Genomic DNA, 23,822 nt, shown 5'->3' on the forward strand with positions numbered 1-23,822 from the left:
TTTTCCTTTATAAATTATCAACTTTTATGATACCTTCTGTTTCAAATTTGGTGTTTTCTGCAATCTCAGCAAAACTCAAAACCGTAATATTAATACCAAAATTAGAACAAATATCAGCAATAAATTTTCTAAGTTGTGGCTCAACACAAAGCAAGAAAGGTTTAATTCTTGTATTTGCCACACTTGCAAGTTCAGCTTTTAAAGCTTCTACTAAAGCGCCGGTTTGAGCTACATTTATCATTAAATGATACGAACCATCTTTAAACTGCACATGCTCCATTAATTTTGCAGCCGCAGCAGCATCAAAAATATAAAAGCTAATTTGCCCTTTTTCATCCACATATAAATTTGTAATTGCTCTTGCTAAAGAAGCTCTTACATGCTCAATAATCATATCCAAACTCTTACTTACTTCAGCTATATCACTAATTGATTCTAAAATTGTAAGCATATCTTTAATAGGAATATGCTCTTTAAGTAAAGCTTTTAAAACTTTTTGAATTAAACCTATACTAGCAACTCTTAAACAATCATCTACTACGATAGGATAATCATTTTTGATTTTATCCAATAAATTTTGAACCTCTTGTTTAGTTAAAAGCTCTGAAGCATTAGCTTTTATAAGCTCACTCATATGGGTTGAAATCACACTTGCTGGATCAATTACAATATAACCATTTAGCGTTGCCTCATCTTTTAAAGATGATTCTATCCACAAAGCATCAGAATTAAAAGCAGGTTCTTTAGTAGCTATACCCTCGATAGGTTCAGTTATAAAACCACTATCCATAGCCAGATATTTATCTGGATAAATTTCAGCACTAGCTATACCCACACCTTTGAGCTTGAAAGTATATTCATTAGGCTTTAATTGCAAATTATCTCTAATTCTAATTTTTGGCATCAAAAAGCCTAAACTTTGAGCTATATTGCGTCTTGTTGATCTAATACGCTCTGTTAATTCACTTTCTGCTAATTTAATAAGTCCATAGCCTAATTCTAATTCTAAAATTTCTAATTTTAAAATATCTGTGATTTTGTTTTCTTCTTCTTTTAAAATTTCTTCCTCACTGCGTTTTTGAGGCTTAGCTTGCTCTTGCTCATCAGCTTCTTGAGATTTTTTAGCCGAAATTGTATTGATTTGAATTTTACCTTCTTGTACTTGTTTTATCATATAACCAAGACCCAAAAACACCAAAGCCATAAAACCCAAAGAAAAATGCGGTAAACCAGGCACTAAAGCAAAAATAAATAAAACAAAACCTACAATTAATAGTGTTTTGTATTCTCCCAAAAGCTGATTAATAGAACCTTCAGCAAAATTATCCTCATCTTTACTAGCACGCGTAATGATAATTGCAGTTGCTGTTGAAGTGATAAGCCCAGGAATTTGAGAAACAAGTCCATCACCTATTGTTAATATAGTATAAGTTGAAGCACATTCTCCAAGCTCCATATCATGCTGAAAATAACCTATCATAAACCCACCAATTAAATTTACAATGGTGATGATAATCCCAGCAACAGCGTCCCCTTTTATAAATTTAGAAGAACCATCCATTGCTCCATAAAAATTTGCTTCGGCTATAATTTCTTGGCGTCTTGCGCGTGCAGTTTTTTCATCAATCAAACCCGCATTTAAATCCGCATCAATAGCCATCTGCTTACCTGGCATTGCATCAAGGGTAAATCTTGCTTGAACCTCAGAAACCCTTGTACTACCTTTGGTTACAACCATAAAATTAATCAAAACCAAAATACAAAAAATAACCATACCTATAACATAATTGCCACCAACAACAAATTCACCAAAACTTGCCACTATATCACTAACAGCTGCTGGACCTTGATGACCCTCACTCAAAATCATACGCGTTGTAGCAATATTAAGTGAAAGCCTAAAAAGTGTGATGATCAAAATCAACGTTGGAAAAGTTGTTAAATCCGTAGGCTTTGGTATATACAAAGAAATTAAAATAATTAAAACCGAAATGGCAATACTTAAAGCAAGAAAAAAGTCTAAAACTATACTTGGTAAAGGCACTATAATAATTGCTAAAATTGCAATAATTACGGCTACTATAGTTAAACTTTTTGCCTTTAAAATAGGTGCAACAAGCGGAGCAACCCAAGGCAATACTAAGCTAAAAATATCTCTTTTAGCCATTATTTTGAATAATATCCTCTAAGGTAATAGAAACTAAAAAATCATCGATTTTATTTTGAAGTTTCACTAAAACTGGCATAATTTTGCAATTATCCTCTTTTTGAGAAGGACAAATTCCATTACTACATTCAAAAACATTAATAGATTTTTTCTCTACGCTATTGATAATTTCTTTTAAAGTGTATTCACTTGGCTGCTTAATAAGCGCAAAACCACCCTTAGCTCCCTTGTAAGACTTCAAAAGTGCATCTTTAGCAAGAGCTTGTAAAATTTTTGCTAAAAAACTTTTAGGTATATCTAAGACATTTGACATAGTATCTACATCTTGTGGTTCTTGGGATTTTGCTATATGAATTAAAGATAATAAAGCATATTCGCTAGCTTTGGTAAATAACATTTGTTCCTTTCAAGTTATAAATAAAATATATTATTGGTTATTAATAAAAATTCTTATTATATCAAAAATAAGTATCGATAAATATTAAATTTCATATTTTTTAAATTTCAGCATTCTTTTTGGTTTTTTAGTTATAATTACACTTTTTATTTTAATACCGCTCAGGAGGTCTATTATGGCTTTAGATTCGGCTAAAAAAGCAGAAATAGTTGCAAAATTTGCTAGAAAAGAAGGAGATACAGGTTCTCCAGAAGTTCAAATCGCACTTTTAAGTGCAAGAATTTCAGATTTAACAGAACATTTAAAAATCTACAAAAAAGATTTTTCTTCTCGCTTAGGTCTTTTAAAGCTTGTTGGTCAAAGAAAAAGACTTTTATCTTATCTAAAAAGAAAAGATTATCAAGCTTATTCTAAATTAATTAGCGAATTAAACTTAAGAGATAAATAAGCTTCGTGCTTATTTATCTTTATATATTTTTTATTACGTTTATTTACTACTACTTTAATTTAAGTTTTCAAAATTTCATCGTTTTATTCACAAGAGTTTCACAGTGTGATTTTAGCTTCTAAGCACCTAAAAATAGCACTTTAAGTTTTAAACTAAAAAACATTTTTCACATTTAATTTTATTGATTTTTAATATTTTTTCACTTTTGCTATAAAAAACCCATCTGCATAGTCATCTGGTAAAACTCTTTTAGCAAATGATAAATCAAATTCATCACTCTTTGCACATATAAAATCAACATTAATCAAATTAAAATCAAGCAATTCTAATTTAAAATTTTCATTTCTTAATGCATTTTCTAAAACCGCTTCATTTTCTTCTCTTAAAAATGTACAAGTGCTATATACTAATTCTCCGCCATGTTTTAAAGCTAATAATGCTGAATGCAAAAGCTTTTTTTGCAAATTTGCAATTTGCTTAATTTCTTTTGTGTTTTTTTGGATTTCAAAACCCATTTTTGCAAAAGTTGAGCAAGGTGCATCAAGTAAAATTTTATCAAATTTCAAAGGACAAGCCTTGCCTATAATGCGTGCGTCTTTTAAGAAACATTTTGCAATTTTAACTTGATAATTTTCCATAGTTTTTTTTAAGGTAAAAAAACGTGTTTTAGATAATTCACAACTTGCTAAATAACCCTCATTTTGCATAAAATTAGCTAAATTTAGACTTTTTCCACCAGGAGCTGCACACATATCCAATACACTCTCGCCAGCTTTAACACCCAAAGTTTTAGCGCATAAATACGAAGAATAATTTTGTATATAAAACTTACCCTCACTAAAAGCTTTCAGTGAACTTAATTTGCTTTTGAAAATACTTGGAATTTTATAACAATTCAGATCAATTTTTTCAAATTCTATATTTTCATTATTTAAAATTTCTTCTAATTCATCATTATCAACAAGCAAGGAATTTCTAAAAATATTGACATATTTTTCTTGATTAAAACTTTGAAGGATTTGTTCTTTTTGCTCTTTTGTATAAATTTCATCTAAAGTTGTATTTAAATCAAGTAAGGCCATAAAAATCCTTTAAAAACAAATACGCAGCTAAAGAATCAAGTTTGCCATCTTTTTTCTTTAAATTCACCATGCCAAGTTCTTGTGCATTTTTAGAACTAAAACTCTCATCGACAAAAAAAACTTCTTTGTCAAAATCAAGTAAAGATATGAAATGTTCCACCCTTTTTCGCATTTCATCTTCACTAGATCCACCTAAAGGAATTCCTACTACTAAAGTATTTATATCATACTCTTTGATGTACTTTTTTACCTCATTTGCTGCTTGATTGCGATTTTTTCTAATAATAGCTTCAAGTGGCATAGCTATGCTTTTATTAATACACAGTGCAACACCAATACGCTTTAAGCCTATATCTAATGCTAAAGTTTTCATAAGCAAGATCTTATTTTCACTCCAGATATTTCTACTAAACCCTCAAGTTCATACTCATAAACTTTATCGCCAAATTTTTTCAAAACTTTTTCTAAATCGTCTTCATGTTTTAAAAAACTTAACAAATCATCTTCACTTTGCTCATAATGAAGCTCTCCAAACATTTTTGCAAATTCATCAAAATCATGAATTAAATTTGCCTTTTTTGTAGCTAAAAGCAAATTTGTTCCTTCGCTTTCATTTTTCCTATGAGGTAATACATATATAGGTTTATTCATACCCAAAGCAAGTCTTGCACTTTGCATAGAACCACTTTTTAAATCAGCTTGAGCTATTATAACAACCTCGCTTAAAGCAATAATAAGTCTATTTCTTAATAAAAAATCATAGGGTTTTGCCTTGTAATTTCCTTCATTTTCACTTAAGGCTAATGCATTTTCATAAATATTTAAAATTTCATTTGTGTTTGCTTTTGGATAAATCTCATCAAGCCCATTAGCAAATATAGCTATGGTTTGAGGGTAAGCTATTTTAGCTGCTTGGATATCAACCCCCAAAGCCCCGCCACTTACCACACAAACCTTAGCTTTTTTTAACAAAGTCACCAATTCAACAAGACAATTTTTAGTATAAACACTCATTTTTCTAGAACCTATAACAGCTACTTTTCTAGCATTTAAAAGCTCTAAATTACCTTTATAATAAATCTTTGAAGGCGGATTTAAAAGATTTTTAAAATCTTCAATATTCTCAATAAATTTCATTTAAATACACAAGCTCAACTGAATTTAGCAATTCTTTACTTTGCACCAAGGCCTTAAAAGTCTTTTCTCTTGGATGACCAATAGCGATAGCAAAACCTTTCTTTTTTGCCTCTTCTACTGCTTGTTTGAGTTGATTTTTAATATATGCTATATCATCTTCATTATCCAAAAAAACATCTCTAGCTATATAAGGTTGTTCAAAATGACTTACTAAATTTTTAGCTTTAGAATTTCCTATGGTTCTTGAATCTACAAAAATAAAATCATTTTGTTTAAAGGCGCTAAATAATTTTTCCATAGCCTGCTTATTTGCAGTAAATAAACTTCCTGTATGGTTGTTAATAAATTTTACTTTTGGAAATTGTTCTTTTACAAAAGCTACACGCTTGCTTATTTTTTGCATATCATCGCTAGGGTGTAAAGTATTTAATTCTGCCTTGTCATATTTTATAGCAGCAAGGGGCAAATGCACCATAAAAAAGTCAAAATCCTTTGCGAACTCAGCTGTATAAGGATGGCGTTTATCAGGTGGAAAAAAAGATGGGATTAATTTTAAATTTGTTTTTTTAAGCATATCTACATGAGCGTGACTTGCCATATCATCTATAATAATTGCTAGACGAGGTTTGGTATTTTTTTGTACTAGAATTTGAGTTTTATTATCCTCGTTTTTATCTGATATATTTTGCTCTTTGTTGTTTAATTCTTTGCTTGTATTTTGATCTATTACTTCTAAAATTAAAGTTTGATTATCCTCTTTAGTTTGATTTAACTCTGTATTTGCAGGGTTTAAATTTAAAATTTCACTAATATTTTTATCTAAAAATTCTAATTTTTCATTTTCTAAAGTCAAATTTATATCATTAAAACTAAAATTATTTTCTTGCTCTTTTGTGGGTAGTAATGGTTCTTTTTGAATTATGGTTTGATTGAAATCTAAAACTTTATTTTCTTCTTTTTTTAAAAACAAAGCTCCAAATGCAAAAAGAAAAATTCCAAACACAACCAAACAAAGTGCTAAAAGCACTTTGTATTTTTTATTTATAGTTTTCAAATTAGTTTTTATCTTTATCAACTAATTTTTTAGCACTAATCCAAGGCATCATAGCGCGAAGTTCGCGTCCTGTTTTTTCTATCAAAGAATCATTCATTAATTTACGCTCTGCGTGCATTCTTGCAAAATTTGCTCTTCTTTCTAAGATAAAATCTTTAGCAAAACTTCCATTTTGTATGTCTTTTAAAACACCTTTCATAGCCTCTTTAGTTTCTTTGGTAATAATCTTAGGCCCTGTGATATAATCTCCATATTCAGCTGTATTAGAAACAGAATATCTCATATCAGCAATACCGCCTTGATAAATCAAATCCACAATTAATTTCATTTCATGTAAACACTCAAAATACGCCATTTCAGGCTCATACCCTGCTTCAACTAAGGTTTCAAAACCAGCTTGGATTAAAGCACTAAGTCCTCCACAAAGCACTGCTTGCTCACCAAATAAATCTGTTTCAGTTTCAGCTTTAAAAGTCGTTTCTATAATACCTGTTCTACCACCGCCTATAGCACTAGCATAACTTAAAGCTAAATTTTTAGCATTTTTACTTTCATCTTGGTGGATAGCAATTAAACAAGGAGTACCCCCACCTATACTAAATTCATGTCTTACAGTATGACCAGGAGCTTTAGGAGCTATCATAATCACATCTATGCCTTTTGGAGCAACAATCTGCCCATAGTGGATATTAAATCCATGTGCAAATGCTAGAGTTTTACCTACTTTTAATTCAGGTTTAATTTCTTCATTAAAAATTTCACTTTGAATTTCATCAGGAGCTAAAATCATAATCAAATCTGCTTCTTTGGTAGCTTCTTTTACGCTTTTTACTATAAAATTTGCTTTTTGAGCTTTTGCCCAACTTTGCCCACCCTCTTTTAAGCCTATGATCACTTCTACACCACTATCTCTTAAATTCATAGCATGAGCATGACCTTGAGAGCCAAAACCTATAATAGCTACTTTTTTTGATTTTATTAAATTAATATCACAATCTTTATCATAATAAATTGATACAGCCATTATGCACTCCTAAAATTAAAATTAAAGCAAAGATTATAACTAAAAAATATAAATTTAATCCTTTTATGATAAAATTTAAGTTTTGAAAAATTACTATAAAGAGTCTTATGAAAGAATTATTTAATCAACTAAGTTATGGCCTAAATGCCAATGAAATTACCAATAAAAACAAGCAAATCATTAGAGAATTATTAACTTGTGATATTATTAAATTTTATAAAAATAAATACTATTTAAAAGATGGCTTTACTTTTGGTAAGATTGATATTTCTGTTAATGGAACGGGATTTTTAGAAAGTTTTGATCCTGCTTTTAAGCGTGATTTACTCATAGAAAATAAAAATTTAAAAGGAGCAAATTATGCTGATATAGTTGTGGCAAAATTACTCCCTCTTAAAAAAAAGCGCCCAAGTGCTAAAGTTATTTTAATACTTAAAAGAGCCCACGAAACTTCTTTGGTTATGACTAAAAAATACGGAGAAGCAGTCCTTGGAGTAAATATTCAAACAGGACTTACATGTGTCTTAAAAGCCTCTCAAAAATCTTTAAAAGCTCTGCCTTTAGGAACTATTTTAAAAATAGAAAATCATGATAATAATATCACTGAAGTGATAGGGCATATTGATGATGATTTTGTAGATGAAAAAATTTCCTTAGCACTTTTTAATAAAAATGCAATTTTTGATAATTTATGTGAAAATGAAGCAAGAGCTTATGGAAATGAAGTTGATGCGAGTATGTATCCATCAAGAAAAGATCTTAGAAATTTAAATTTTTGTACCATTGATCCAATTGATGCAAAAGATTTTGATGATGCAATTTATTATGATAAAAATGAGCATGCTATTTATGTAGCCATAGCTGATGTAAGCGCTTATGTGCATGCTTATAGCGCCATTGATAAAGAAGCAAGATCAAGGGGTTTTTCGATTTATTTTCCTCATATTGCTATACCTATGTTGCCAAGAGCTTTGAGTGAAAATATTTGCTCACTAAAACCTAATGAAGATAGGTTAGCATTTTGTTTTAAAATAAGCTTAGATCAAAACAATGAAGTGATTAAAGAAGAGCTTTTCGAGGCTATTATTAACTCAAAGCGCCGTTTTGATTATGATGAAGTTGATGAGTATTTACAAACGCAAGAAGATTTAGGTGCAATTAATTGGCTTTATGAAGTTTTTAAAATCACTCAAAATTTACGCAAAAAACGATTAAAAAATGCTTGTGAGTTTAAAACCCAAGAGCTAAGAATGACTTTAGATGAAAATAATAAACTCATAAAAACACGCCTTGAAAATGACACGGCCTCGCATAATTTAATCGAAGATTGTATGCTTTTAGCTAATAAAGCTGCAGCAAAACTCATTGATATAGGAGTTTTTAGAAATCACTTAAGTCCTGATTATAAAAAAATAGATCAATTACTAGTTGATCTTTCAACGCTTAGTATAGATATTAATCCTAAAAATAATGTCATAGAATTATTTAAAGACATTCAAGTCTTAGCAAATGAGCTAAATATAAGAGAAGAAGTAGATAAGCTCATCATCAAAGCGCAAAAAAAGGCAGAATATTCTAGTGAAAATGCGGGACATTTTGGCTTAGGTTTTGATAAATATACCCATTTTACAAGCCCTATTAGAAGATATTCTGATCTTATTTTACATAGACTTTTAAAAGCTAAAATCAACAATGATGAAAAAATGTTTAATTATTTGCTTTTAAATATACAAAGTACTTGTGAGGAATTAAGCTTACTAGAAAGAGAGGCGGATAAAGTTGCTTGGCATTTCATGGATAGAAAATTTGCAAGATGGGCAAAAGAAAATATAGGAAAAAGATTTAAGGCTTTGGTGGTAGAAAATCAAAGTTCATTACAAGTAAAATTAAATAATGAAATTAAAGGAGCTTTGATTACCATCATAGGTTCAAGGGCAAATTTATTAGAAAATGTAGAAGTAGAAATCACTGAAGTAGATATTGTTAGTGCTAAAATTTTTGGCAAAATTACCAAGCATTTTAGTTTAGAAAGAAACCAAAATGTATAAAAATCAACTCCAAAGCTTACTTAATAGCAATAGTTTTCCTAATTATTTCTTACTTTATGGAGCGGATAATTTCCAAATAGAGCTTTATGCTAAATTTATTAAAGACAAATACTCTTTTGATGAGAGTTTAAGATTTTATTTTGAAGAATATGATTTTAAGCAAGCCCATGATTATTTATCTAGTGCTTCTTTATTTAGCGAGAGAAAACTGCTAGAAATCAAAACTCAAAAGAAAATCCCAAGCAAAGAACTCAAACAACTTTTACAGCTTTGTCAAAATTCGCAAGATAATTATTTTTTACTTGAAATTTATGATGAAAGCTCCAAACAAAGCGAAGCGGAGAAAATTTTTGCTAATAATTTTTGTAGATTTTATAAGGTAAATTCAGCTAAAGAAGGTATGGAATTACTAGCTTTAAAAGCTAAAGAATTAAATATTAACATCACTCAAAATGCCCTCTATGCTCTTTTTTATAATTTTAATGAGAATTTGTATTTAGCAGCTAATGAGTTAAATAAATTTAGTGGTTTAAATATCGATGAAAAAATCATTCAAGAGCATTGTTATAGTTTAAGTACTATTAGCTTTGAAAGTTTTTTTGATAAATTAATGCAAAAACAAGATTTAAGAAACGAACTTGAAAATATTTTAGAAAATTATAATGAAATAGCACTGATTAACGCCTTATATGCAAATTTTTATAGACTTTTTAAAATTGCTTTACATGTTAAAATTTATGGAAATTTAGACTTAAAAGAAATTTTAGGCTATGCCCCGCCTATTTCTGTGGCACAAAATCTTCAAAAACAAGCTCTTGTGATCAAAATATCACAATATAAACATATCTTTTTAGCACTTTGTAATTGCGAATATGAATTAAAAAAGAATTCTAAAATAGAAAAAAAAGAGTTTTTAATCGCAACACTTTTACAACTTAGCTCCATATTAAAAAGTTAAATTAAGAAAACTTATGGTAAAATAAAATTTGCATTTTATGCAAAATCCTTGCCTAAAAATTTTAGGCTTTATATCCATAAGGAGAAATTAAATGAGACATTATGAAGTTTTATTCATATTAAAACCGACACTTACAGAAGAAGAAGTAAGTGCTAAGTTGGAATTCGTAAAAGAAGTCCTTACAAAAAATGGCGCAGAAATTGAAAGCGTAGTTCCAATGGGAACAAGAAAACTTGCATACAAAATTAAAAAATACGAAAGAGGAACTTATTTTGTGATTTATTTCAAAGCTCCTACAAATTTAATAGCAGAGCTTGAAAGGGTATTAAGAATCACTGAAGAAGTAATTAGATTTTTAATCGTAAAATATGAAAATAAAAAAGAAATAGCAGCTTGGGAAAAACTAAGCAAAGGTATCAAACAAAATAAAAAAGAAATCAAAGCTAGCGAAAGTACAGAAGGCTAATTAATGTTTAATAAAGTCGTTTTAGTAGGTAATCTTACAAGGGATATAGAGATGCGCTATGCTCCATCAGGTAGCGCAATAGGCTCTTCTGCTATAGCTGTAACAAGAAGATTTAGTACAAATACAGGAGAAAAAAGAGAAGAAACCTGCTTTATCGACATTAGTTTTTTTGGTAGAACAGCAGAGATTGCTAATCAATACCTTAACAAAGGTAGTAAAGTTTTAATTGAAGGTCGTTTGAGATTTGAGCAGTGGAGCGATCAAAATGGACAAAATAGATCAAAACACAGCATTCAAGTTGAGAATTTAGAAATGCTAGGTTCAACTGTACAAAATAACCAACAAAACAATTTTGACAATCAAAATTATGGCTATAATCAAAATTTTAACCAACAACAAAGTTTTGACCCTTATGCTCAAGTACAAACTAGAACAAACCCATCTAATACTTATCAAAATCCTCAAAAGGAAGCTCCTATGAAGGAAATTGATATTGATAAATATGATGATGATACAGAATTACCATTTTAAAGGAAAAAACATGGCAGAAAAAAGAAAATATTCACGTAAATATTGCAAATATACAGAAGCTAAAGTTGATTTTATAGACTATAAAGATACAGCATTGCTAAAACATGCTTTATCAGAAAGATTTAAAATCATGCCACGCCGTTTAACAGGTACTAGCAAAAAACACCAAGAAATGGTTGAAGTTGCTATTAAACGTGCAAGACATGTAGCACTTATCCCTTATATCGTAGATAGAAAAGAAGTTGTTACTAATCCTTTTGAAGGGCTATAATTATTAAATCAAACCCAAGCTTTTAAGCTTGGGAAAATAAAAGGTTGTCTTATGTTTTCAGATATAGAATCTGAAATTTATGCTATTTTACTTGCTTCTGTTGCTATTATAGCAGTTTTGAATCCTTTTGGAAATCTTCCTCAATTTCTTGCAATGACTGAGGGCTTAGATGCTGATACAAGAAAAAAACTTTTTAGAAATATCATCTATACTGCATTTTGTATTGTTTTAGTTTTTTTACTTTCTGGACCATTTATCATGAAATATTTATTTAAAATAGATATTAATGATTTACGAGTTGCGGGCGGTTTGATTTTAATCATTATGAGTACTAAAAACTTACTTTTTACTCCATCAAGTTCTCAATTTCAACATTATCAAGGATTAAGTCATAAAGAATTATTGAAAAAAAGTATAGTTCCAATGGCATTTCCTATGCTAGTAGGACCTGGAACACTTTCAACGATAGTGGTTATTTCAGAAGATCAAAATTTAACTATAGCTATAGCTTCTGTACTACTTACCTTTGCTTTTATTTTTGCTTTATTTCACTTTTCAGCTACCATTGAAAAAGTCATAGGAAAACTTGTACTTTATGTTTTTTCACGTATTGCTTTAGTTTTTATTATGGCTATGGGGGTAAAAATGATAGCTATTGGAGTTCAAACTTACATTCAATCTAATTTAGGATAAACAAAAAAACTTTTTTGTAAAAACACTTCTTCATTTACCGCTTTATTACCATTTAGTAACACACTAATATTTACAGCTATAATGCTTTTTGCATTAGCATCATTTGCTATCAATTTATATCCTTTACATTCACCTAAAGGATAAGCATAATCAATTTGTATTTTTATATTATTATATTCAAAATTATATTCATTTAAACATTCTTTACCCTCTAAATAGGCTTGATATAAAAAATATTTAGAAAGCTCTTTTGTATCATAAAGCAAAATCTTTCCTTGAGTATAAAGAGTTAAATCTTTCATAATTCTTGGAGAATATGAAGAAATTTTTATTATAAATACCATAACAAAAGAGATAAATAAAATAAAAGATATTGTATAAACCATAGCAAACGATTTTTTCATAAAAACATCCACTTAAATAAACATTCATTTTGACTTTTATCGCATATTAAAACTTTTAGCGCCTTATCATCTTGCTTAAAAATAAGCTTTGAAATATTTTGAGCTAGTAAAAAAGATCGTTTGTTATGATTTAAATCATCTATTTGCATATAAATATTTTCATTTTCTAAATATACTCTAACATAAGCATATAAAATAGTATAAAATCCACTAAATTTCTCATTATTAAAATGGATTTTCTCTCTATCATTCACTAATGCTTTATAAATTTTTGAATTTTTTATATCATAAAAATACATATAATCATTAGCATATATTTTTAACTTTTTTTCACTATGCATATCTTTATAATTACTTAAAATTCCTTTAGAATTTCCATTTTCTATAAAATGTAAATTGCTTTTTGGACTAAAAAAACTTTCATTGTTTTCTAAAATAATGCCACTAAAGTTTAATTTTTTCAATGATACATCATAAAAAATATCATCATTTGCACTCATATAGCACTCAAAAGAACTACTTGTCAATGTCGCATTTAAACAAGAATGATAAATTTTTTCCATACTAAGCAAAGTTTGATTTAAATTTAAAAATACTGTGTTGGAATTTTTAATTTTGTAACTATGATTATAAAGATGTATAGCCGGATTGCTTAAGACAATAATCAATACACCCAAGATAACAAGGCTTAGCGCAAGCTCTAATAAACTAAAAGCTTTTTTCATCTATAAAGGCTTCTTTATAGGATAAATCTTTTATTTTTAAAGATTTGAGTTTAAACTCATCACTAGTGTATTCTAAAAAGTTATAAGTATTTATATTTACTTCTTTTGCTTTATATGAAGGATTTTGCATAAATAATTCTTTTTCTTCATTAAAAAGGATTTGATTTTGCCATATAATATTTAAAGATTTATTTGCAAATATAAGATAATAAGATCCAAAAACAAAAGATAAAATTACAATACAAAAAGCAAGCTCTAGGAGACTAAAAGCTTGCTTCATTTGTTTAAACTTACATTAAAAGCTTCAAAAAAAGCACCGCGCAAAGCTCTTTTTTCTAAAGCCTCAACTCCTCTTATAGTCACTCCTGCTGGAGAACAAATTTTTTCTTTAATAATAGCAGGATGTGTATGATTAAATAAAGCACTAAAGCTTTCAAAACAAGCACGAGTAAGCTCATAACTAAGCTCATTTTTTAGACCATTTTTCACACCTGCATTTGCTAAACTTTCTGCTACCAAAGCCAAAAACGCAGGAGCACAGCCACTTAAAACCATAGCCACATCAAATTCTTTTTCATTTTGCAAACCTATGGCTTTACCAAAAGTATTTAACAAAGATAAAATTTCATCTTTATATAAATCATTTTCCATCAAATACGCAGTCGCTGAGGCTTTAAATTCAGCTGCTGTATTTGGCATGATTTTTATATAATTTTGCGCATTAACACAATGAAGTTGCTCAAAAGTAGTATTTGCTAAAACTGAAATAAGCCATCTTGCCTTGCCTTTTAATTTAACAGCTACTTCTTCTAAAGCATAAGGTTTAAATGCTAAAATAACATTTTTATCTTCTAAATCAAATTCTTCATAAGATAAAACTTCTAAATTTAAGCTACTAGCTTTTTTTAAATCCCTAGCAACAATAACTACTTTATAAGTATCTTTTAAACCTTTAGCTATAGCACTTGCCATAGCGCCATTTCCTAAAATATAAATTTCAGACATTATTTTGCTTGTTTAATAAAAGCTGAAATCTTTTCAGATTGAAAATAATTAGGATATTTGCTTGTATCTAAAATCACTTGTACTAAAGAATTATTATCATAATTCATCACAACAGGCGCTAAAAAATTAACTGTAGATTCTTCTAATGGCTCATTAATAGCGACAATAACAAATACACCAAAATTAGTTTGTTCATTTAAAGCTAATAATTCTTGATAATAATCAGGTACTTCAAAATCATAATCAGGACGGATCATATAAGGATCAATCATCACAAAAGAAAAATCTTTACCATCAAGGCTTTTAAGTCTATAAAAAACCTCATCTATTTTATAAAAGTTCATATTTTTGGTATCTTCAAACCCCAAAATAGGACATTTAACCTCTAAGTTCATTTTGCCTCCTAAAATCTATTGACTAAGAAATTACAACTCATAAAGCAATTTTAGTTCCAACTTTTTAAATTATGCTAATTAAAACTTTTTGATTATAATTTTAATTCAAAAATTAACATTTTCATAAACATAAAAACACTATAATTATAAACTATATAAATTTATAAGGTAACATCATGAAAAAACTTTTTATTTTTTCTCTTATTATCGCAGGTTTATTTTTAGGGGCATGCAGCTCAAAAAAAACCGAAGATTTGTATAATCTAAGTTCGATGGAATGGTATCAACAAATTATAAAAGATTTACAAGAAAAAAATCTTGAAGCAGCTGATAAACATTATACTTCAATGGCAGCTGAACATATAGCTGATCCATTATTAGAACAGACTTTGCTTATATTGGCTCAAGCTCACATTAGTGAAGAAGAGTATGAAATGGCAAATTTTTATCTTGATGAATACTTAAATAAATTTGGTGATTCACAAAATGTAGCTTATATAAGATATTTAAAAATCAAAGCCAAATTTGACTCTTTTGCTGTTCCAAATCGTAATCAAGCACTAATGTTAAAAACAATAGAAGAAATCAAAGAATACAATCAAAGCTATCCTAATGTGCAATATAATGATTTAATTGACACCATGCTTACTAAATTTAATCTTGCAGTTTTTTATCTTGATACCAGCATAGCAGAGTTATATCATAAAAAAAATAGAGAGCAAAGCTATGAGATTTATAAGCAAAAAATAGAAAATTCCGATTTTAATAAAATCGATATGATTAAACCAGAACTTCCATGGTATAGAAAAATATTTGAAGAAGGTATAATGTAATGAAATTAGAAAATACTCAAAACTATCCAACAAAACTTCCTGTTCTTGTGGAAGATGAGCTTTTTTTATACCCTTTTATGATAACACCAATTTTTTTAAATGATATGCAAAATATCAAAGCCTTAGATACTGCTTTACAAAATGAAAGCATGATTTTTGTAGCACCATCTAAGATTGAAGGTGGACGTGGTTTTGATGAAATTTATGATTGTGGGGTTATTGGAACCATTATGAGAAAAGTTCCATTGCCTGATGGTAGAATTAAAATTTTATTTCAAGGTTATGCCAAAGCTAAGATAGTTGAAAAAATTTCAGATGACCCCTTACTTGCTCTAGTTGATTTAATCCACCAAGAACCATTATGCAGCACAAAAAAAGAAGCAATCATCGAAGTAGTAAGAGAAAAAGCTAAAGCTTTATCTACTGTGAGTCATTATTTTCCACCCGATCTTTTAAGAACCATAGAAGAAGATGTCGAGCCTGGTAGAATTTGTGATTTAATACTAAATTCCATTAAAATCAAAAAACAACAAGCGTATGAATTTTTCATCGAAACTAATTTAGAAACCAAGCTTTTAAATTTAATTGATTATTTAGCTAAAGAAATTGAAGCAAATAAAATTCAAAAAGAAATCAAAAACAAAGTTCATTCTAAAATAGATAAAGTCAATAAAGAATATTTCCTAAAAGAACAGCTCAAGCAAATTCAAAGAGAGCTTGGAAGTGACATACAAAAAGAAAGCGAAGTAGAAGAATATAATAAAAAATTAGAAAAGAAAAAAGCTTTTATGTATGAAGAAGCTTATAAAGAAATCAAAAAACAAATTCAAAAATACGAAAGAATTCATCAAGATAACTCAGAAGCCTCTATGGTGCAAACTTACATAGAAACGGTTTTAGACATACCTTTTGAACACTCTTCAAAGAAAAAACTAAATTTAAAAGATGTGTCTTTACAGCTTAACAGTGATCATTATGCATTAGAAAAACCAAAAGAACGTATTGAAGAATATTTTGCAGTAAAAGAGCTTTTAGAAAAACGCAAAATTAAAGATAGAGATGGTGCAAAAGTTATCTTGTGTTTAGTTGGACCTCCAGGTGTTGGTAAGACTTCCTTAGCAAATTCAGTCGCAAAAGCATTAAAAAGAGAATTAGTACGCATAGCTTTAGGCGGTTTAGAAGATGTAAATGAATTAAGAGGGCATAGAAGAACCTATATAGGAGCTATGCCAGGACGCATTATACAAGGACTTATAGAAGCTAAACAAAGCAATCCTGTAGTAGTGCTTGATGAGATTGATAAACTAAGTCGCAACCATAGAGGAGATCCAAGTGCAGTTTTGCTTGAAATCTTAGATCCTGAACAAAATACTAAATTTAGAGATTATTACCTAAATTTCAACATCGATTTAAGTAAAATCATTTTCATAGCCACAGCAAATGATGCAAGTTTAATCCCACCTGCTTTAAAAGATAGAATGGAATTTATAGAGCTTAGCTCTTACACCCCTCAAGAAAAATTCCAAATAGCTAAAAACTACCTCATACCTGATGAAATAAAAAAACATGGTCTTAAAGAAAAAGAAATTAGCTTTGATGATGAAGCCATAGAATTAATAGTCAGTGAATATACTAGAGAATCAGGTGTAAGAAATTTAAGAAGAAAGATTGCTGAAGTTTGCAGAAAATGCGTTAAAAAACTTCTTTTAGAGGAAAATACTAAACACATTCAAATTAATACTGAAAATTTAAAAGATTTTTTAAACAAAAAAGTCTTTGAAATAGAAAAACATGAAAAAGAAAATAAAATCGGTCAAGTAAATGGACTTGCATGGACTGCAGTGGGTGGAGATGTTTTAAAAATAGAAGCTATTAAAATCAAAGGCAAAGGTGAGTTAACTCTTACAGGAAGTTTGGGTGATGTGATGAAAGAATCAGCAAAAATTGCTCAAAGTCTTATTAAAAATTTAATTGATGAAGAACAAATCAAAACACCAAAAAATCTTTTTTATAAAAAAGATGAAAGTATTTACAATCAATACAATCTTCATATTCATGTTCCAGATGGTGCAACACCAAAAGATGGGCCAAGTGCAGGTATAACAATCACCACAGCTATTGCCTCTATTTTTAGTGACAAAAAAGTAAGATCTGATGTTGCAATGACAGGAGAGATTGACTTAATGGGCAATGTTTTACCAATAGGTGGTTTAAAAGAAAAATTAATTGCTGCTTATAAAGCTGATATTAAAACGGCTATTATTCCACATAAAAACTACGAAAGAGATTTAAAAGATATCCCAGAGGAAGTAATAAAAAATATGAAAATAATTGGGGTAAAAACTTTAAATGAAGTATTAAAAATAGCTCTTGTGTAAAAACTAGAAGCTTATTAAGCTTCTAGTTTATCCATAATTAATTTACTATCTTTTTCCAACTCTCTTATGTCACTAATAATTGAATCATAATCTTCTTTTGAAATATTTTCTTTTTTAGCTATTTCTATAGCTTTATTTGCAGAGTATTGTATTTTTTCACTCTTGGAATCCATTTCATTTTGAGAGATTAAAGGACAGAAAATACTTTTTGCATCTTCATCTTTACATAGACTAGAGATTGGATCAAGATTTTGTAGATTTTGCTGAGAACCATTAAGAGTTAGATAAACATCTGATTTATATAAAATATGATCTATTTTCATAGCCGATAAAGTCAAATCAGAAGCAAAATTCACAAATTCTTTTCCTAAATGAGAACTTTTATCCTCTAATTCTCTAAATGCTTCACTAAAATCAGCGATTTTGCTATTAGAAGAATTTGCGATATCAAATACCTTTTCACTATTTTCTTGTATTGAGCCAATTTCTTGATTCATTACTTGAATTGCCAAGGTAATCTCGCCAGTTGCTTTTTGTGTTTTTTCAGCAAGTTGTCTTACCTCATCTGCAACCACAGCAAAACCCCTTCCATGTTCACCCGCACGAGCAGCCTCAATAGCCGCATTTAGCGCAAGAAGATTAGTTTGATCTGCTATATCTCTAATAACTTCTACAATTGCATTAATACTCTGAGCATTTGAGGCAAAAGTATCAACAGCATTTTTACTCTCATCGGCCACTTGCATCATAGAAGAAATCGAATCTTGCAAATTGCCCACTTCTAAACCATTCTTTTGAGCAGTATCTGATATTATTTTAATATCACCAAAAACTTCCCTCATCAACTTAATAATACCATTTAAAGCAGAAGATAAGTCATTTAAATTTTTATTTTGACTATTTAAACTCAAATCCATCAATTCTCTTGATAAAGCATTTTTAAAAACAGATTTTCCTGTTTTTTCTATATCATCTAAAGCTTTATTGATAAAGTTAATATTATGAACAAAAATTCCTTTTAAACCTTCAGGAATAGCTCTTCTAAAATACTCACCCTTTTGAGAACAAGCAATAGAGGTATTAATTTCTCTCAAATAAGCTTCTAAGCCATCTATAGTATTATTAAGATTATCCGCAATTTCTTTAAGTTTTTTATTGCTACATTTAATGTATACAATTCTTGAATCAAAATTACCATTTTTTAATTCTCTACTAAGATCTAAGATTTTATCACTAAATTGATCTTCTTTTTTTAAAACAACAAAAGCAAAAGCAAACAATAATAACAAAGCCAAAGAAAACCCAAAAGAAATAAAATCCATAAAATATATAGAATTTGCACAAGATAAAATACCTAGACCAATACCAACTAATACTATATTTTTCATCAACATCCTTTTATTTTTGAATTTGCATTATTAATTCATTGTAGCTCATCCCATAAGATTTTACTACAGCATTTAGTTCTTCAAGTCCTGCTTTTATACCGCCTTCCTTTTCTTTTCTTATAAGAACTTTATAAATTTCTTCTATTGTTTTAACAGCCTCTGCTTTAGGCTTTCTTCTTACTGAATAATAATTTAAAATATTTTCATTAGAATCACAAGAAGCTGTTATGTTTGCAAAAACCCAATAATAATCATTAAATTTTGTTTTATTTTTTACAAAAGCAAAAACCTCTCTTTTCATTTGAATATTATCCCATAAATATTTAAAAACAGTTCTTGGCATATCAGGATGACGCATAATACTATGAGGTTTATATAAAATTTCATCAATTTTATAATCAGAGTATTTTAAAAAATCCTCATTGGCATAGATAATTTCACCTTTTAAATTAGTTTTTGATGTTATTAAAACATCTGAAGTTAGAACTTTTTCCAAAGACATAGATAAATTCCTTAAATTTAAATTAATCAGACTTATTATACCTTTTTTTAAAAAAACATTTTTTAAATATTTTTATAAAATTATTTTTGAAGCTCTAAAATTAACTGGTTATAACTCATACCATAAGAATTAACTATCTTCATAAGTTCATTCACTCCAGCTTTTATGCCTCCAGTTTTTTCAGCTTCTAATAAAACCTTATAAACTTGCTCTATAACCGGTATGGCCTCTCTTTTAGGTTTTCTTCTTACTGAATAATAATTTATAATATTTCCTTGATTATCAAATGAGGCTGTAACATTAGTAAAAACCCAATAATAATCATTTTGTTTGGTTTTATTTTTTACAAAGGCAAAAATTTCTTTTCCATCTTGTATATAATCCCACAAACATTTAAAAACCGTTTTTGGCATATCAGGATGACGCACAATATTATGTGGTTTATACAAAATCTCATTCATTTTATAACCAGCATATTTTAAAAAATCATCATTAGCATAAATGATATCTCCTTTTAAATCTGTTTTAGAGGTTATCAATGTATCTGGTTCTAAAATTTTTTCTTGTGACATTTCCACCCTTTTTTTGATTTTATTTAAAAAATATTATATTTAATATATCATAAAATTTCGTTAAAATTAAAACCTTTATCATAAAGTATCTTTCTAACTAATTCTTGATGTTCTTTTCCTTTAGTTTCTAAGGTAATTGAAATCATTGCATCGCCATACTCAAGCTTAGTTGAAAATCTATCATAATCAATTTTAACTATATTAGCCTGAGCTTCCTTAATTGCATCACTTAAAGCACTTAAAGCCCCTGGTTTATCAACTAAAGTAACATTAATAAGCATTTTTCTAAAAGCTTTAAATAAGCCTTTTTCTATAATAATATTTAACATTTGTACATCAATATTCCCACCACTTAAAACCACACCGATTTTCTTATGATTTTTTAAATCTATTTTTTTATGCAAAAGCGCAGCTACTGCTGATGCTCCTGCTCCCTCAACTGTTATTTTGTGTTTTTCAAGTAAATACAATACCGCATTAGCTATTTCTTCATCATCAACTTGAATAAAATCATCAACACATTCAAGAATAATATCAAAATTAATTTTATTCACATCACGCACTGCTATACCATCAGCTATAGTTCTAACAGCTTTTGAATTAATCATTTTTTTACTTTTAAAACTCTCATACATCGCAGGAGCTCCCTTAGCACTCACTCCGATAACTTTTATAGCAGGATTAATTTGCTTAGCAGCACTTGCTACACCACTAATCAAACCTCCTCCACCAACTGGAGCTAAAATCATATCCAAATCACTTATTTCATCAAGCATTTCAAGCATTAAGGTGCCTTGTCCTGCTATAATACTTTCATTTTCAAAAGGATGAATGAAATTTAAATGATGTTCTTTGGCATAATTTAGTGCATAAGCATAAGCCTCATCAAAATTATCTCCTTTTAAAATCACTTTTGCGCCTAAATTTTTAGTCGCACTTACTTTTAATAAAGGCGTAGCTTCAGGCATAACAATCACAGCTTCTATGCTAAATTTTTTAGCACTAATTGCTACTCCTTGCGCATGATTTCCTGCGCTTGCAGCTATTACACCTGCTTGTTTTTGTTCTTTAGTTAAATTAGCTATTGTATTATAAGCTCCTCTGATTTTATAAGCACCTGTTTTTTGCAAATTTTCACATTTTAAAAAAACATCAGTTTCCAAAAACTCACTCAAAAAAGAAGAGTGCACAAAAGGGGTTTTTAATACAAAATCTGCGATTTTTTGTTTTGCTTGATAAATTTTATTTAATTCAACCATGATTATCCTTTTTGTAGTTCTATTTTAATACAACGATCTTGAACGCAATTTATACCATATTTTTTGCATTTTTGCATTATTTCTTCATTGATAATGCCAAGTTGCATCCAAAAATTTTTAATCTTTTTACTCAAAAGATCCTCAAAAATTTCATTTGCAAAACTTGCTTTTCTAAACATTACAACCGTATCAACTTCAAAAGGGATTTCTTTTAAGTTTCTATAAACTCTTTCATTTAAAATAAAATCTTCTTTAGGGTAGATGGGATAAATTTTATAACCTAAATCTTGTAAATATTTGCTTACAAAATGAGAAGGTTTATCTTGATTAGGGCTAAGTCCTATAATGGCTATATTTTTCATAGTACTTAATATTTTATAACTATCACACAATGCTTTTTCCTTTTTAAAGCATTGTATCTAAAATCAAATTAACAAGAAGCTTTTTTTACAACCAACAAACAATACAAAATCAAAGCCATTACAACTAATAAAGCGCAAAAAGCATAAACATTAGCAAAACCTATACTTGGCTCTATAATGCCTAGCAAATAAGGACTTACTCCTATACCAAAATCTAAGGCTATAAAAAATGTAGAATTAGCCAAGCCCATTTTTTCTTTAGGTGCAAGTTTTATAGCTAAAGCTTGAGCGCTTGAAGTAGCATTAGCATAACCTAACGCACAAAAAACTCCAGCTAAAATAATCATATAAAAATTTAATGCAAAAGCAAGTAAAAGCAAACATACTATAAAACTCAAAAAGGAAAAAATCATCACAATATTAGCACCATATTTATCAAACACTTTACCAGCAAGTGGTCTAAAAACCATAGAAAATCCAGCATATATTACAAAAAACATAGATCCGGCAAAAGCTAAATTTAAACTTTGGGTATAAGCACTCATATAAGCTATAATAGCACCAAAAGGACATGCGAGTAAAAAAGTCACTAAGGCTAAATTTAAAACTGATTTTTCAAAATAATTATAAATACTAAATTTTCTTTTTATATGATGATGTTTTTTAAATCTTCTTACTTTTAAAAAAATAGATAAAACTAATGCAAAGACAATACTCAAACAAGCTATTAAAAAACTAAGCCAAAATTGATTGATAGAGTCAAGTTTTATAGCCAAAAAAGGCCCTAAGGCTGAAGTTAAAACAACGCTTGTAGCATAATATCCTATTCCAACTCCTCTTTTATTGCTAGGTATTATCCTAGCAATAGCTGCCCCACAAGCACAAGAACAAATTCCATAACAAACCCCTGCTAAAAAGCGTATTAAAATCAAAAAATATACATTATAAAATTTCAAATATAGCAAATTAATAAAAAGATAAAACAAAAGTGAAAACACTATAACCTTTTTTATATTAACATCATCGATTATAGAACCAAAATAAAGTCTAGATAACAAAGCGCCTATAACAAAAGCTCCCATAATAAGACCTGCTGTGCTAGTTTGAAGGTTTAAAACACCTAAAACATAATCTGTACTAGAAATAGTACTCATATAAAAAACAAGACAAATAGCAAAATTTATCCCAAAAATACAGAAAAAATTTATATTAAATAAATTATATTTTTTACTTAATCCCATAAAAAAACCTTTTAAATTTTCTCATTGATATAATCAAGTAATTTTAAAAGTCTTTCTTGATCTTTTACATCTAAGATATCTAAAATATTTCTTTCATATTTTCTTATATAAGCATTTGCATCTAAAAAAATTTCTTTACCTTTAGCGCTTAAAGTAATGATTTTTTCTCTTTTATCATCTGCTTTTAAAAACTCTATATATTCAAGTTTTGCTAATTTAGAAACAACTCTAGAAAGTATAGCTTTATCCATCTGATAAAACTCACATATTGGAGCTAAAGCGCTATAACCATGCTGATTTAAATATACAAAAACCCTCCAATCACTTGATTTTAGTCCAAAGGGTTTTAAAATTTCATTGACTTGATAGAGTATTTTTCTATTTGTATAAGTAATTTTTTGAAATAAAATAAGAAATCCTTTATAAAAATTAATTGATTAAATCAACTATTTTTATAATAACAAAGCTTGTATAAATTCTAA

General features: G+C 28.6%; 28 protein-coding genes. 9 read left to right on the top strand and 19 right to left on the bottom strand.

Translation table 11 applies throughout. From position 1 onward, the window contains the following. Window positions 1-7: 7 nt before the first annotated feature. Together flhA and L8T90_RS00375 are read right to left on the bottom strand one after the other, a co-directional pair. Window positions 8-2,167 (bottom strand): flagellar biosynthesis protein FlhA, encoded by a 2,160-nt coding sequence (flhA, locus tag L8T90_RS00370; protein WP_263736398.1) that lies wholly within the window; start codon window positions 2,165-2,167, stop codon window positions 8-10. Continuing rightward, window positions 2,160-2,564 carry an Rrf2 family transcriptional regulator gene (locus tag L8T90_RS00375; RefSeq protein ID WP_263663184.1) on the bottom strand — a complete coding sequence of 135 codons (405 nt, stop codon included), beginning with the start codon at window positions 2,562-2,564 and terminating at the stop codon, window positions 2,160-2,162. Before L8T90_RS00375 ends, flhA begins: the two co-directional genes overlap by 8 nt. 175 nt (window positions 2,565-2,739) lie before the next feature. Between L8T90_RS00375 and rpsO the strand changes: the two genes are divergently transcribed. Then, a complete protein-coding gene (rpsO, locus tag L8T90_RS00380) occupies window positions 2,740-3,012 on the top strand; it encodes a 30S ribosomal protein S15 (protein ID WP_012661650.1) in 273 nt (90 codons plus the stop codon). A gap of 188 nt (window positions 3,013-3,200) precedes the next feature. Here rpsO and L8T90_RS00385 read toward each other — a convergent pair whose 3' ends face one another. The 5 genes from L8T90_RS00385 to ilvC are packed head-to-tail and all read right to left on the bottom strand — an operon-like array spanning window position 3,201 to window position 7,309. Beyond that, window positions 3,201-4,094, bottom strand: a complete 894-nt coding sequence (locus L8T90_RS00385; protein ID WP_263736399.1) for an RsmB/NOP family class I SAM-dependent RNA methyltransferase — start codon at window positions 4,092-4,094, stop codon at window positions 3,201-3,203. After that, window positions 4,081-4,467, bottom strand: a complete 387-nt coding sequence (gene ruvX / locus L8T90_RS00390) for a Holliday junction resolvase RuvX (protein WP_263677293.1) — start codon at window positions 4,465-4,467, stop codon at window positions 4,081-4,083. Before ruvX ends, L8T90_RS00385 begins: the two co-directional genes overlap by 14 nt. Beyond that, the gene (locus tag L8T90_RS00395) at window positions 4,464-5,231 is read right to left on the bottom strand and encodes a DNA-protecting protein DprA (RefSeq protein ID WP_263736400.1); all 768 of its coding nucleotides are present in this window, start codon (window positions 5,229-5,231) and stop codon (window positions 4,464-4,466) included. Before L8T90_RS00395 ends, ruvX begins: the two co-directional genes overlap by 4 nt. Next, entirely contained in the window at window positions 5,218-6,276 is a 1,059-nt protein-coding gene (locus tag L8T90_RS00400; RefSeq protein ID WP_412174989.1) for a divergent polysaccharide deacetylase family protein, read from the bottom strand. Before L8T90_RS00400 ends, L8T90_RS00395 begins: the two co-directional genes overlap by 14 nt. 10 nt (window positions 6,277-6,286) lie before the next feature. Next, a complete protein-coding gene (gene ilvC / locus L8T90_RS00405) occupies window positions 6,287-7,309 on the bottom strand; it encodes a ketol-acid reductoisomerase (RefSeq protein WP_263688110.1) in 1,023 nt (340 codons plus the stop codon). Window positions 7,310-7,416: 107 nt separating this feature from the next. On the opposite strand from ilvC, the gene L8T90_RS00410 reads away from it, so the two are divergent. The 6 genes from L8T90_RS00410 (at window position 7,417) to L8T90_RS00435 (ending at window position 12,276) form a co-directional block, all read left to right on the top strand. Further along, window positions 7,417-9,357, top strand: a complete 1,941-nt coding sequence (locus L8T90_RS00410; protein WP_263736402.1) for an RNB domain-containing ribonuclease — start codon at window positions 7,417-7,419, stop codon at window positions 9,355-9,357. Further along, window positions 9,350-10,315, top strand: a complete 966-nt coding sequence (gene holA / locus L8T90_RS00415) for a DNA polymerase III subunit delta (protein ID WP_263736403.1) — start codon at window positions 9,350-9,352, stop codon at window positions 10,313-10,315. The genes L8T90_RS00410 and holA overlap by 8 nt, the downstream gene beginning before the upstream one ends. Before the next feature lie 91 nt (window positions 10,316-10,406). Then, complete coding sequence (gene rpsF, locus L8T90_RS00420; protein WP_012661658.1) at window positions 10,407-10,781, top strand: 30S ribosomal protein S6; 375 nt, start codon at window positions 10,407-10,409, stop codon at window positions 10,779-10,781. Between the two features lie 3 nt (window positions 10,782-10,784). Then, the gene (locus L8T90_RS00425) at window positions 10,785-11,312 is read left to right on the top strand and encodes a single-stranded DNA-binding protein (RefSeq protein WP_263663174.1); all 528 of its coding nucleotides are present in this window, start codon (window positions 10,785-10,787) and stop codon (window positions 11,310-11,312) included. A gap of 10 nt (window positions 11,313-11,322) precedes the next feature. Further along, entirely contained in the window at window positions 11,323-11,583 is a 261-nt protein-coding gene (gene rpsR, locus L8T90_RS00430) for a 30S ribosomal protein S18 (RefSeq protein WP_039618521.1), read from the top strand. Window positions 11,584-11,634: 51 nt separating this feature from the next. Then, a complete protein-coding gene (locus L8T90_RS00435) occupies window positions 11,635-12,276 on the top strand; it encodes a MarC family protein (RefSeq protein ID WP_263736404.1) in 642 nt (213 codons plus the stop codon). On the opposite strand, the gene L8T90_RS00440 is transcribed toward L8T90_RS00435, so the two are convergent. Genes L8T90_RS00440 through fliW form a run of 5 tightly spaced genes read right to left on the bottom strand, consistent with a single transcriptional unit; the run spans window position 12,258 to window position 14,805 of the window. Then, the gene (locus tag L8T90_RS00440; protein WP_263736405.1) at window positions 12,258-12,680 is read right to left on the bottom strand and encodes a hypothetical protein; all 423 of its coding nucleotides are present in this window, start codon (window positions 12,678-12,680) and stop codon (window positions 12,258-12,260) included. The two genes, L8T90_RS00435 and L8T90_RS00440, sit on opposite strands and share 19 nt — an antisense overlap. After that, window positions 12,677-13,405 (bottom strand): type II secretion system protein, encoded by a 729-nt coding sequence (locus tag L8T90_RS00445; protein WP_263736406.1) that lies wholly within the window; start codon window positions 13,403-13,405, stop codon window positions 12,677-12,679. Before L8T90_RS00445 ends, L8T90_RS00440 begins: the two co-directional genes overlap by 4 nt. After that, window positions 13,389-13,685 (bottom strand): hypothetical protein, encoded by a 297-nt coding sequence (locus L8T90_RS00450; RefSeq protein ID WP_039618527.1) that lies wholly within the window; start codon window positions 13,683-13,685, stop codon window positions 13,389-13,391. Before L8T90_RS00450 ends, L8T90_RS00445 begins: the two co-directional genes overlap by 17 nt. After that, window positions 13,682-14,410 (bottom strand): pyrroline-5-carboxylate reductase, encoded by a 729-nt coding sequence (locus L8T90_RS00455; RefSeq protein WP_263678707.1) that lies wholly within the window; start codon window positions 14,408-14,410, stop codon window positions 13,682-13,684. Before L8T90_RS00455 ends, L8T90_RS00450 begins: the two co-directional genes overlap by 4 nt. Continuing rightward, on the bottom strand, window positions 14,410-14,805 hold the full coding sequence (gene fliW / locus L8T90_RS00460; protein ID WP_263663168.1) for a flagellar assembly protein FliW: 396 nt from the start codon (window positions 14,803-14,805) through the stop codon (window positions 14,410-14,412). The genes L8T90_RS00455 and fliW overlap by 1 nt, the downstream gene beginning before the upstream one ends. A gap of 176 nt (window positions 14,806-14,981) precedes the next feature. On the opposite strand from fliW, the gene bamD reads away from it, so the two are divergent. After that, window positions 14,982-15,638 carry an outer membrane protein assembly factor BamD gene (gene bamD, locus L8T90_RS00465; RefSeq protein WP_263736407.1) on the top strand — a complete coding sequence of 219 codons (657 nt, stop codon included), beginning with the start codon at window positions 14,982-14,984 and terminating at the stop codon, window positions 15,636-15,638. Next, on the top strand, window positions 15,638-18,016 hold the full coding sequence (gene lon / locus L8T90_RS00470) for an endopeptidase La (protein WP_263706309.1): 2,379 nt from the start codon (window positions 15,638-15,640) through the stop codon (window positions 18,014-18,016). The genes bamD and lon overlap by 1 nt, the downstream gene beginning before the upstream one ends. A 14-nt stretch (window positions 18,017-18,030) precedes the next feature. Here the strand turns inward: lon and L8T90_RS07875 are convergent, their stop codons facing one another. The 7 genes from L8T90_RS07875 to L8T90_RS00505 form a co-directional block, all read right to left on the bottom strand. Then, window positions 18,031-19,410, bottom strand: coding sequence for a methyl-accepting chemotaxis protein (locus L8T90_RS07875; protein WP_412174987.1), 1,380 nt, complete (start codon window positions 19,408-19,410; stop codon window positions 18,031-18,033). Window positions 19,411-19,414: 4 nt separating this feature from the next. Next, a complete protein-coding gene (locus L8T90_RS00480) occupies window positions 19,415-19,906 on the bottom strand; it encodes a PAS domain-containing protein (protein ID WP_263678711.1) in 492 nt (163 codons plus the stop codon). Between the two features lie 80 nt (window positions 19,907-19,986). After that, a complete protein-coding gene (locus tag L8T90_RS00485) occupies window positions 19,987-20,478 on the bottom strand; it encodes a PAS domain-containing protein (RefSeq protein ID WP_263663164.1) in 492 nt (163 codons plus the stop codon). A 47-nt stretch (window positions 20,479-20,525) separates the two neighbouring features. Next, a complete protein-coding gene (gene ilvA, locus L8T90_RS00490; RefSeq protein ID WP_263736408.1) occupies window positions 20,526-21,737 on the bottom strand; it encodes a threonine ammonia-lyase in 1,212 nt (403 codons plus the stop codon). Window positions 21,738-21,739: 2 nt separating this feature from the next. Beyond that, entirely contained in the window at window positions 21,740-22,099 is a 360-nt protein-coding gene (locus L8T90_RS00495; protein ID WP_052243414.1) for a CoA-binding protein, read from the bottom strand. Window positions 22,100-22,167: 68 nt separating this feature from the next. Beyond that, window positions 22,168-23,340, bottom strand: a complete 1,173-nt coding sequence (locus L8T90_RS00500) for an MFS transporter (RefSeq protein ID WP_263736409.1) — start codon at window positions 23,338-23,340, stop codon at window positions 22,168-22,170. An 11-nt stretch (window positions 23,341-23,351) separates the two neighbouring features. Then, the gene (locus L8T90_RS00505) at window positions 23,352-23,774 is read right to left on the bottom strand and encodes a MarR family winged helix-turn-helix transcriptional regulator (RefSeq protein ID WP_318529931.1); all 423 of its coding nucleotides are present in this window, start codon (window positions 23,772-23,774) and stop codon (window positions 23,352-23,354) included. Window positions 23,775-23,822 lie beyond the last annotated feature (48 nt).

The sequence above is a fragment of the Campylobacter sp. RKI_CA19_01121 genome (genome assembly GCF_025771295.1).
Lineage (GTDB): Bacteria > Campylobacterota > Campylobacteria > Campylobacterales > Campylobacteraceae > Campylobacter_D.

Excerpts from the sequence above, each read along its gene's own strand:
- flhA (WP_263736398.1), bottom strand. The coding sequence starts at position 2,167 with ATGGCTAAAAGAGATATTTTTAGCTTAGTATTGCCTTGGGTTGCTCCG.
- L8T90_RS00375 (WP_263663184.1), bottom strand. The coding sequence starts at position 2,564 with ATGTTATTTACCAAAGCTAGCGAATATGCTTTATTATCTTTAATTCAT.
- rpsO (WP_012661650.1), top strand. The coding sequence starts at position 2,740 with ATGGCTTTAGATTCGGCTAAAAAAGCAGAAATAGTTGCAAAATTTGCT.
- L8T90_RS00385 (WP_263736399.1), bottom strand. The coding sequence starts at position 4,094 with ATGGCCTTACTTGATTTAAATACAACTTTAGATGAAATTTATACAAAA.
- ruvX (WP_263677293.1), bottom strand. The coding sequence starts at position 4,467 with ATGAAAACTTTAGCATTAGATATAGGCTTAAAGCGTATTGGTGTTGCA.
- L8T90_RS00395 (WP_263736400.1), bottom strand. The coding sequence starts at position 5,231 with ATGAAATTTATTGAGAATATTGAAGATTTTAAAAATCTTTTAAATCCG.
- ilvC (WP_263688110.1), bottom strand. The coding sequence starts at position 7,309 with ATGGCTGTATCAATTTATTATGATAAAGATTGTGATATTAATTTAATA.
- L8T90_RS00410 (WP_263736402.1), top strand. The coding sequence starts at position 7,417 with ATGAAAGAATTATTTAATCAACTAAGTTATGGCCTAAATGCCAATGAA.
- holA (WP_263736403.1), top strand. The coding sequence starts at position 9,350 with ATGTATAAAAATCAACTCCAAAGCTTACTTAATAGCAATAGTTTTCCT.
- rpsF (WP_012661658.1), top strand. The coding sequence starts at position 10,407 with ATGAGACATTATGAAGTTTTATTCATATTAAAACCGACACTTACAGAA.
- L8T90_RS00425 (WP_263663174.1), top strand. The coding sequence starts at position 10,785 with ATGTTTAATAAAGTCGTTTTAGTAGGTAATCTTACAAGGGATATAGAG.
- rpsR (WP_039618521.1), top strand. The coding sequence starts at position 11,323 with ATGGCAGAAAAAAGAAAATATTCACGTAAATATTGCAAATATACAGAA.
- L8T90_RS00435 (WP_263736404.1), top strand. The coding sequence starts at position 11,635 with ATGTTTTCAGATATAGAATCTGAAATTTATGCTATTTTACTTGCTTCT.
- L8T90_RS00440 (WP_263736405.1), bottom strand. The coding sequence starts at position 12,680 with ATGAAAAAATCGTTTGCTATGGTTTATACAATATCTTTTATTTTATTT.
- L8T90_RS00445 (WP_263736406.1), bottom strand. The coding sequence starts at position 13,405 with ATGAAAAAAGCTTTTAGTTTATTAGAGCTTGCGCTAAGCCTTGTTATC.
- L8T90_RS00450 (WP_039618527.1), bottom strand. The coding sequence starts at position 13,685 with ATGAAGCAAGCTTTTAGTCTCCTAGAGCTTGCTTTTTGTATTGTAATT.
- L8T90_RS00455 (WP_263678707.1), bottom strand. The coding sequence starts at position 14,410 with ATGTCTGAAATTTATATTTTAGGAAATGGCGCTATGGCAAGTGCTATA.
- fliW (WP_263663168.1), bottom strand. The coding sequence starts at position 14,805 with ATGAACTTAGAGGTTAAATGTCCTATTTTGGGGTTTGAAGATACCAAA.
- bamD (WP_263736407.1), top strand. The coding sequence starts at position 14,982 with ATGAAAAAACTTTTTATTTTTTCTCTTATTATCGCAGGTTTATTTTTA.
- lon (WP_263706309.1), top strand. The coding sequence starts at position 15,638 with ATGAAATTAGAAAATACTCAAAACTATCCAACAAAACTTCCTGTTCTT.
- L8T90_RS07875 (WP_412174987.1), bottom strand. The coding sequence starts at position 19,410 with ATGTTGATGAAAAATATAGTATTAGTTGGTATTGGTCTAGGTATTTTA.
- L8T90_RS00480 (WP_263678711.1), bottom strand. The coding sequence starts at position 19,906 with ATGTCTTTGGAAAAAGTTCTAACTTCAGATGTTTTAATAACATCAAAA.
- L8T90_RS00485 (WP_263663164.1), bottom strand. The coding sequence starts at position 20,478 with ATGTCACAAGAAAAAATTTTAGAACCAGATACATTGATAACCTCTAAA.
- ilvA (WP_263736408.1), bottom strand. The coding sequence starts at position 21,737 with ATGGTTGAATTAAATAAAATTTATCAAGCAAAACAAAAAATCGCAGAT.
- L8T90_RS00495 (WP_052243414.1), bottom strand. The coding sequence starts at position 22,099 with ATGAAAAATATAGCCATTATAGGACTTAGCCCTAATCAAGATAAACCT.
- L8T90_RS00500 (WP_263736409.1), bottom strand. The coding sequence starts at position 23,340 with ATGGGATTAAGTAAAAAATATAATTTATTTAATATAAATTTTTTCTGT.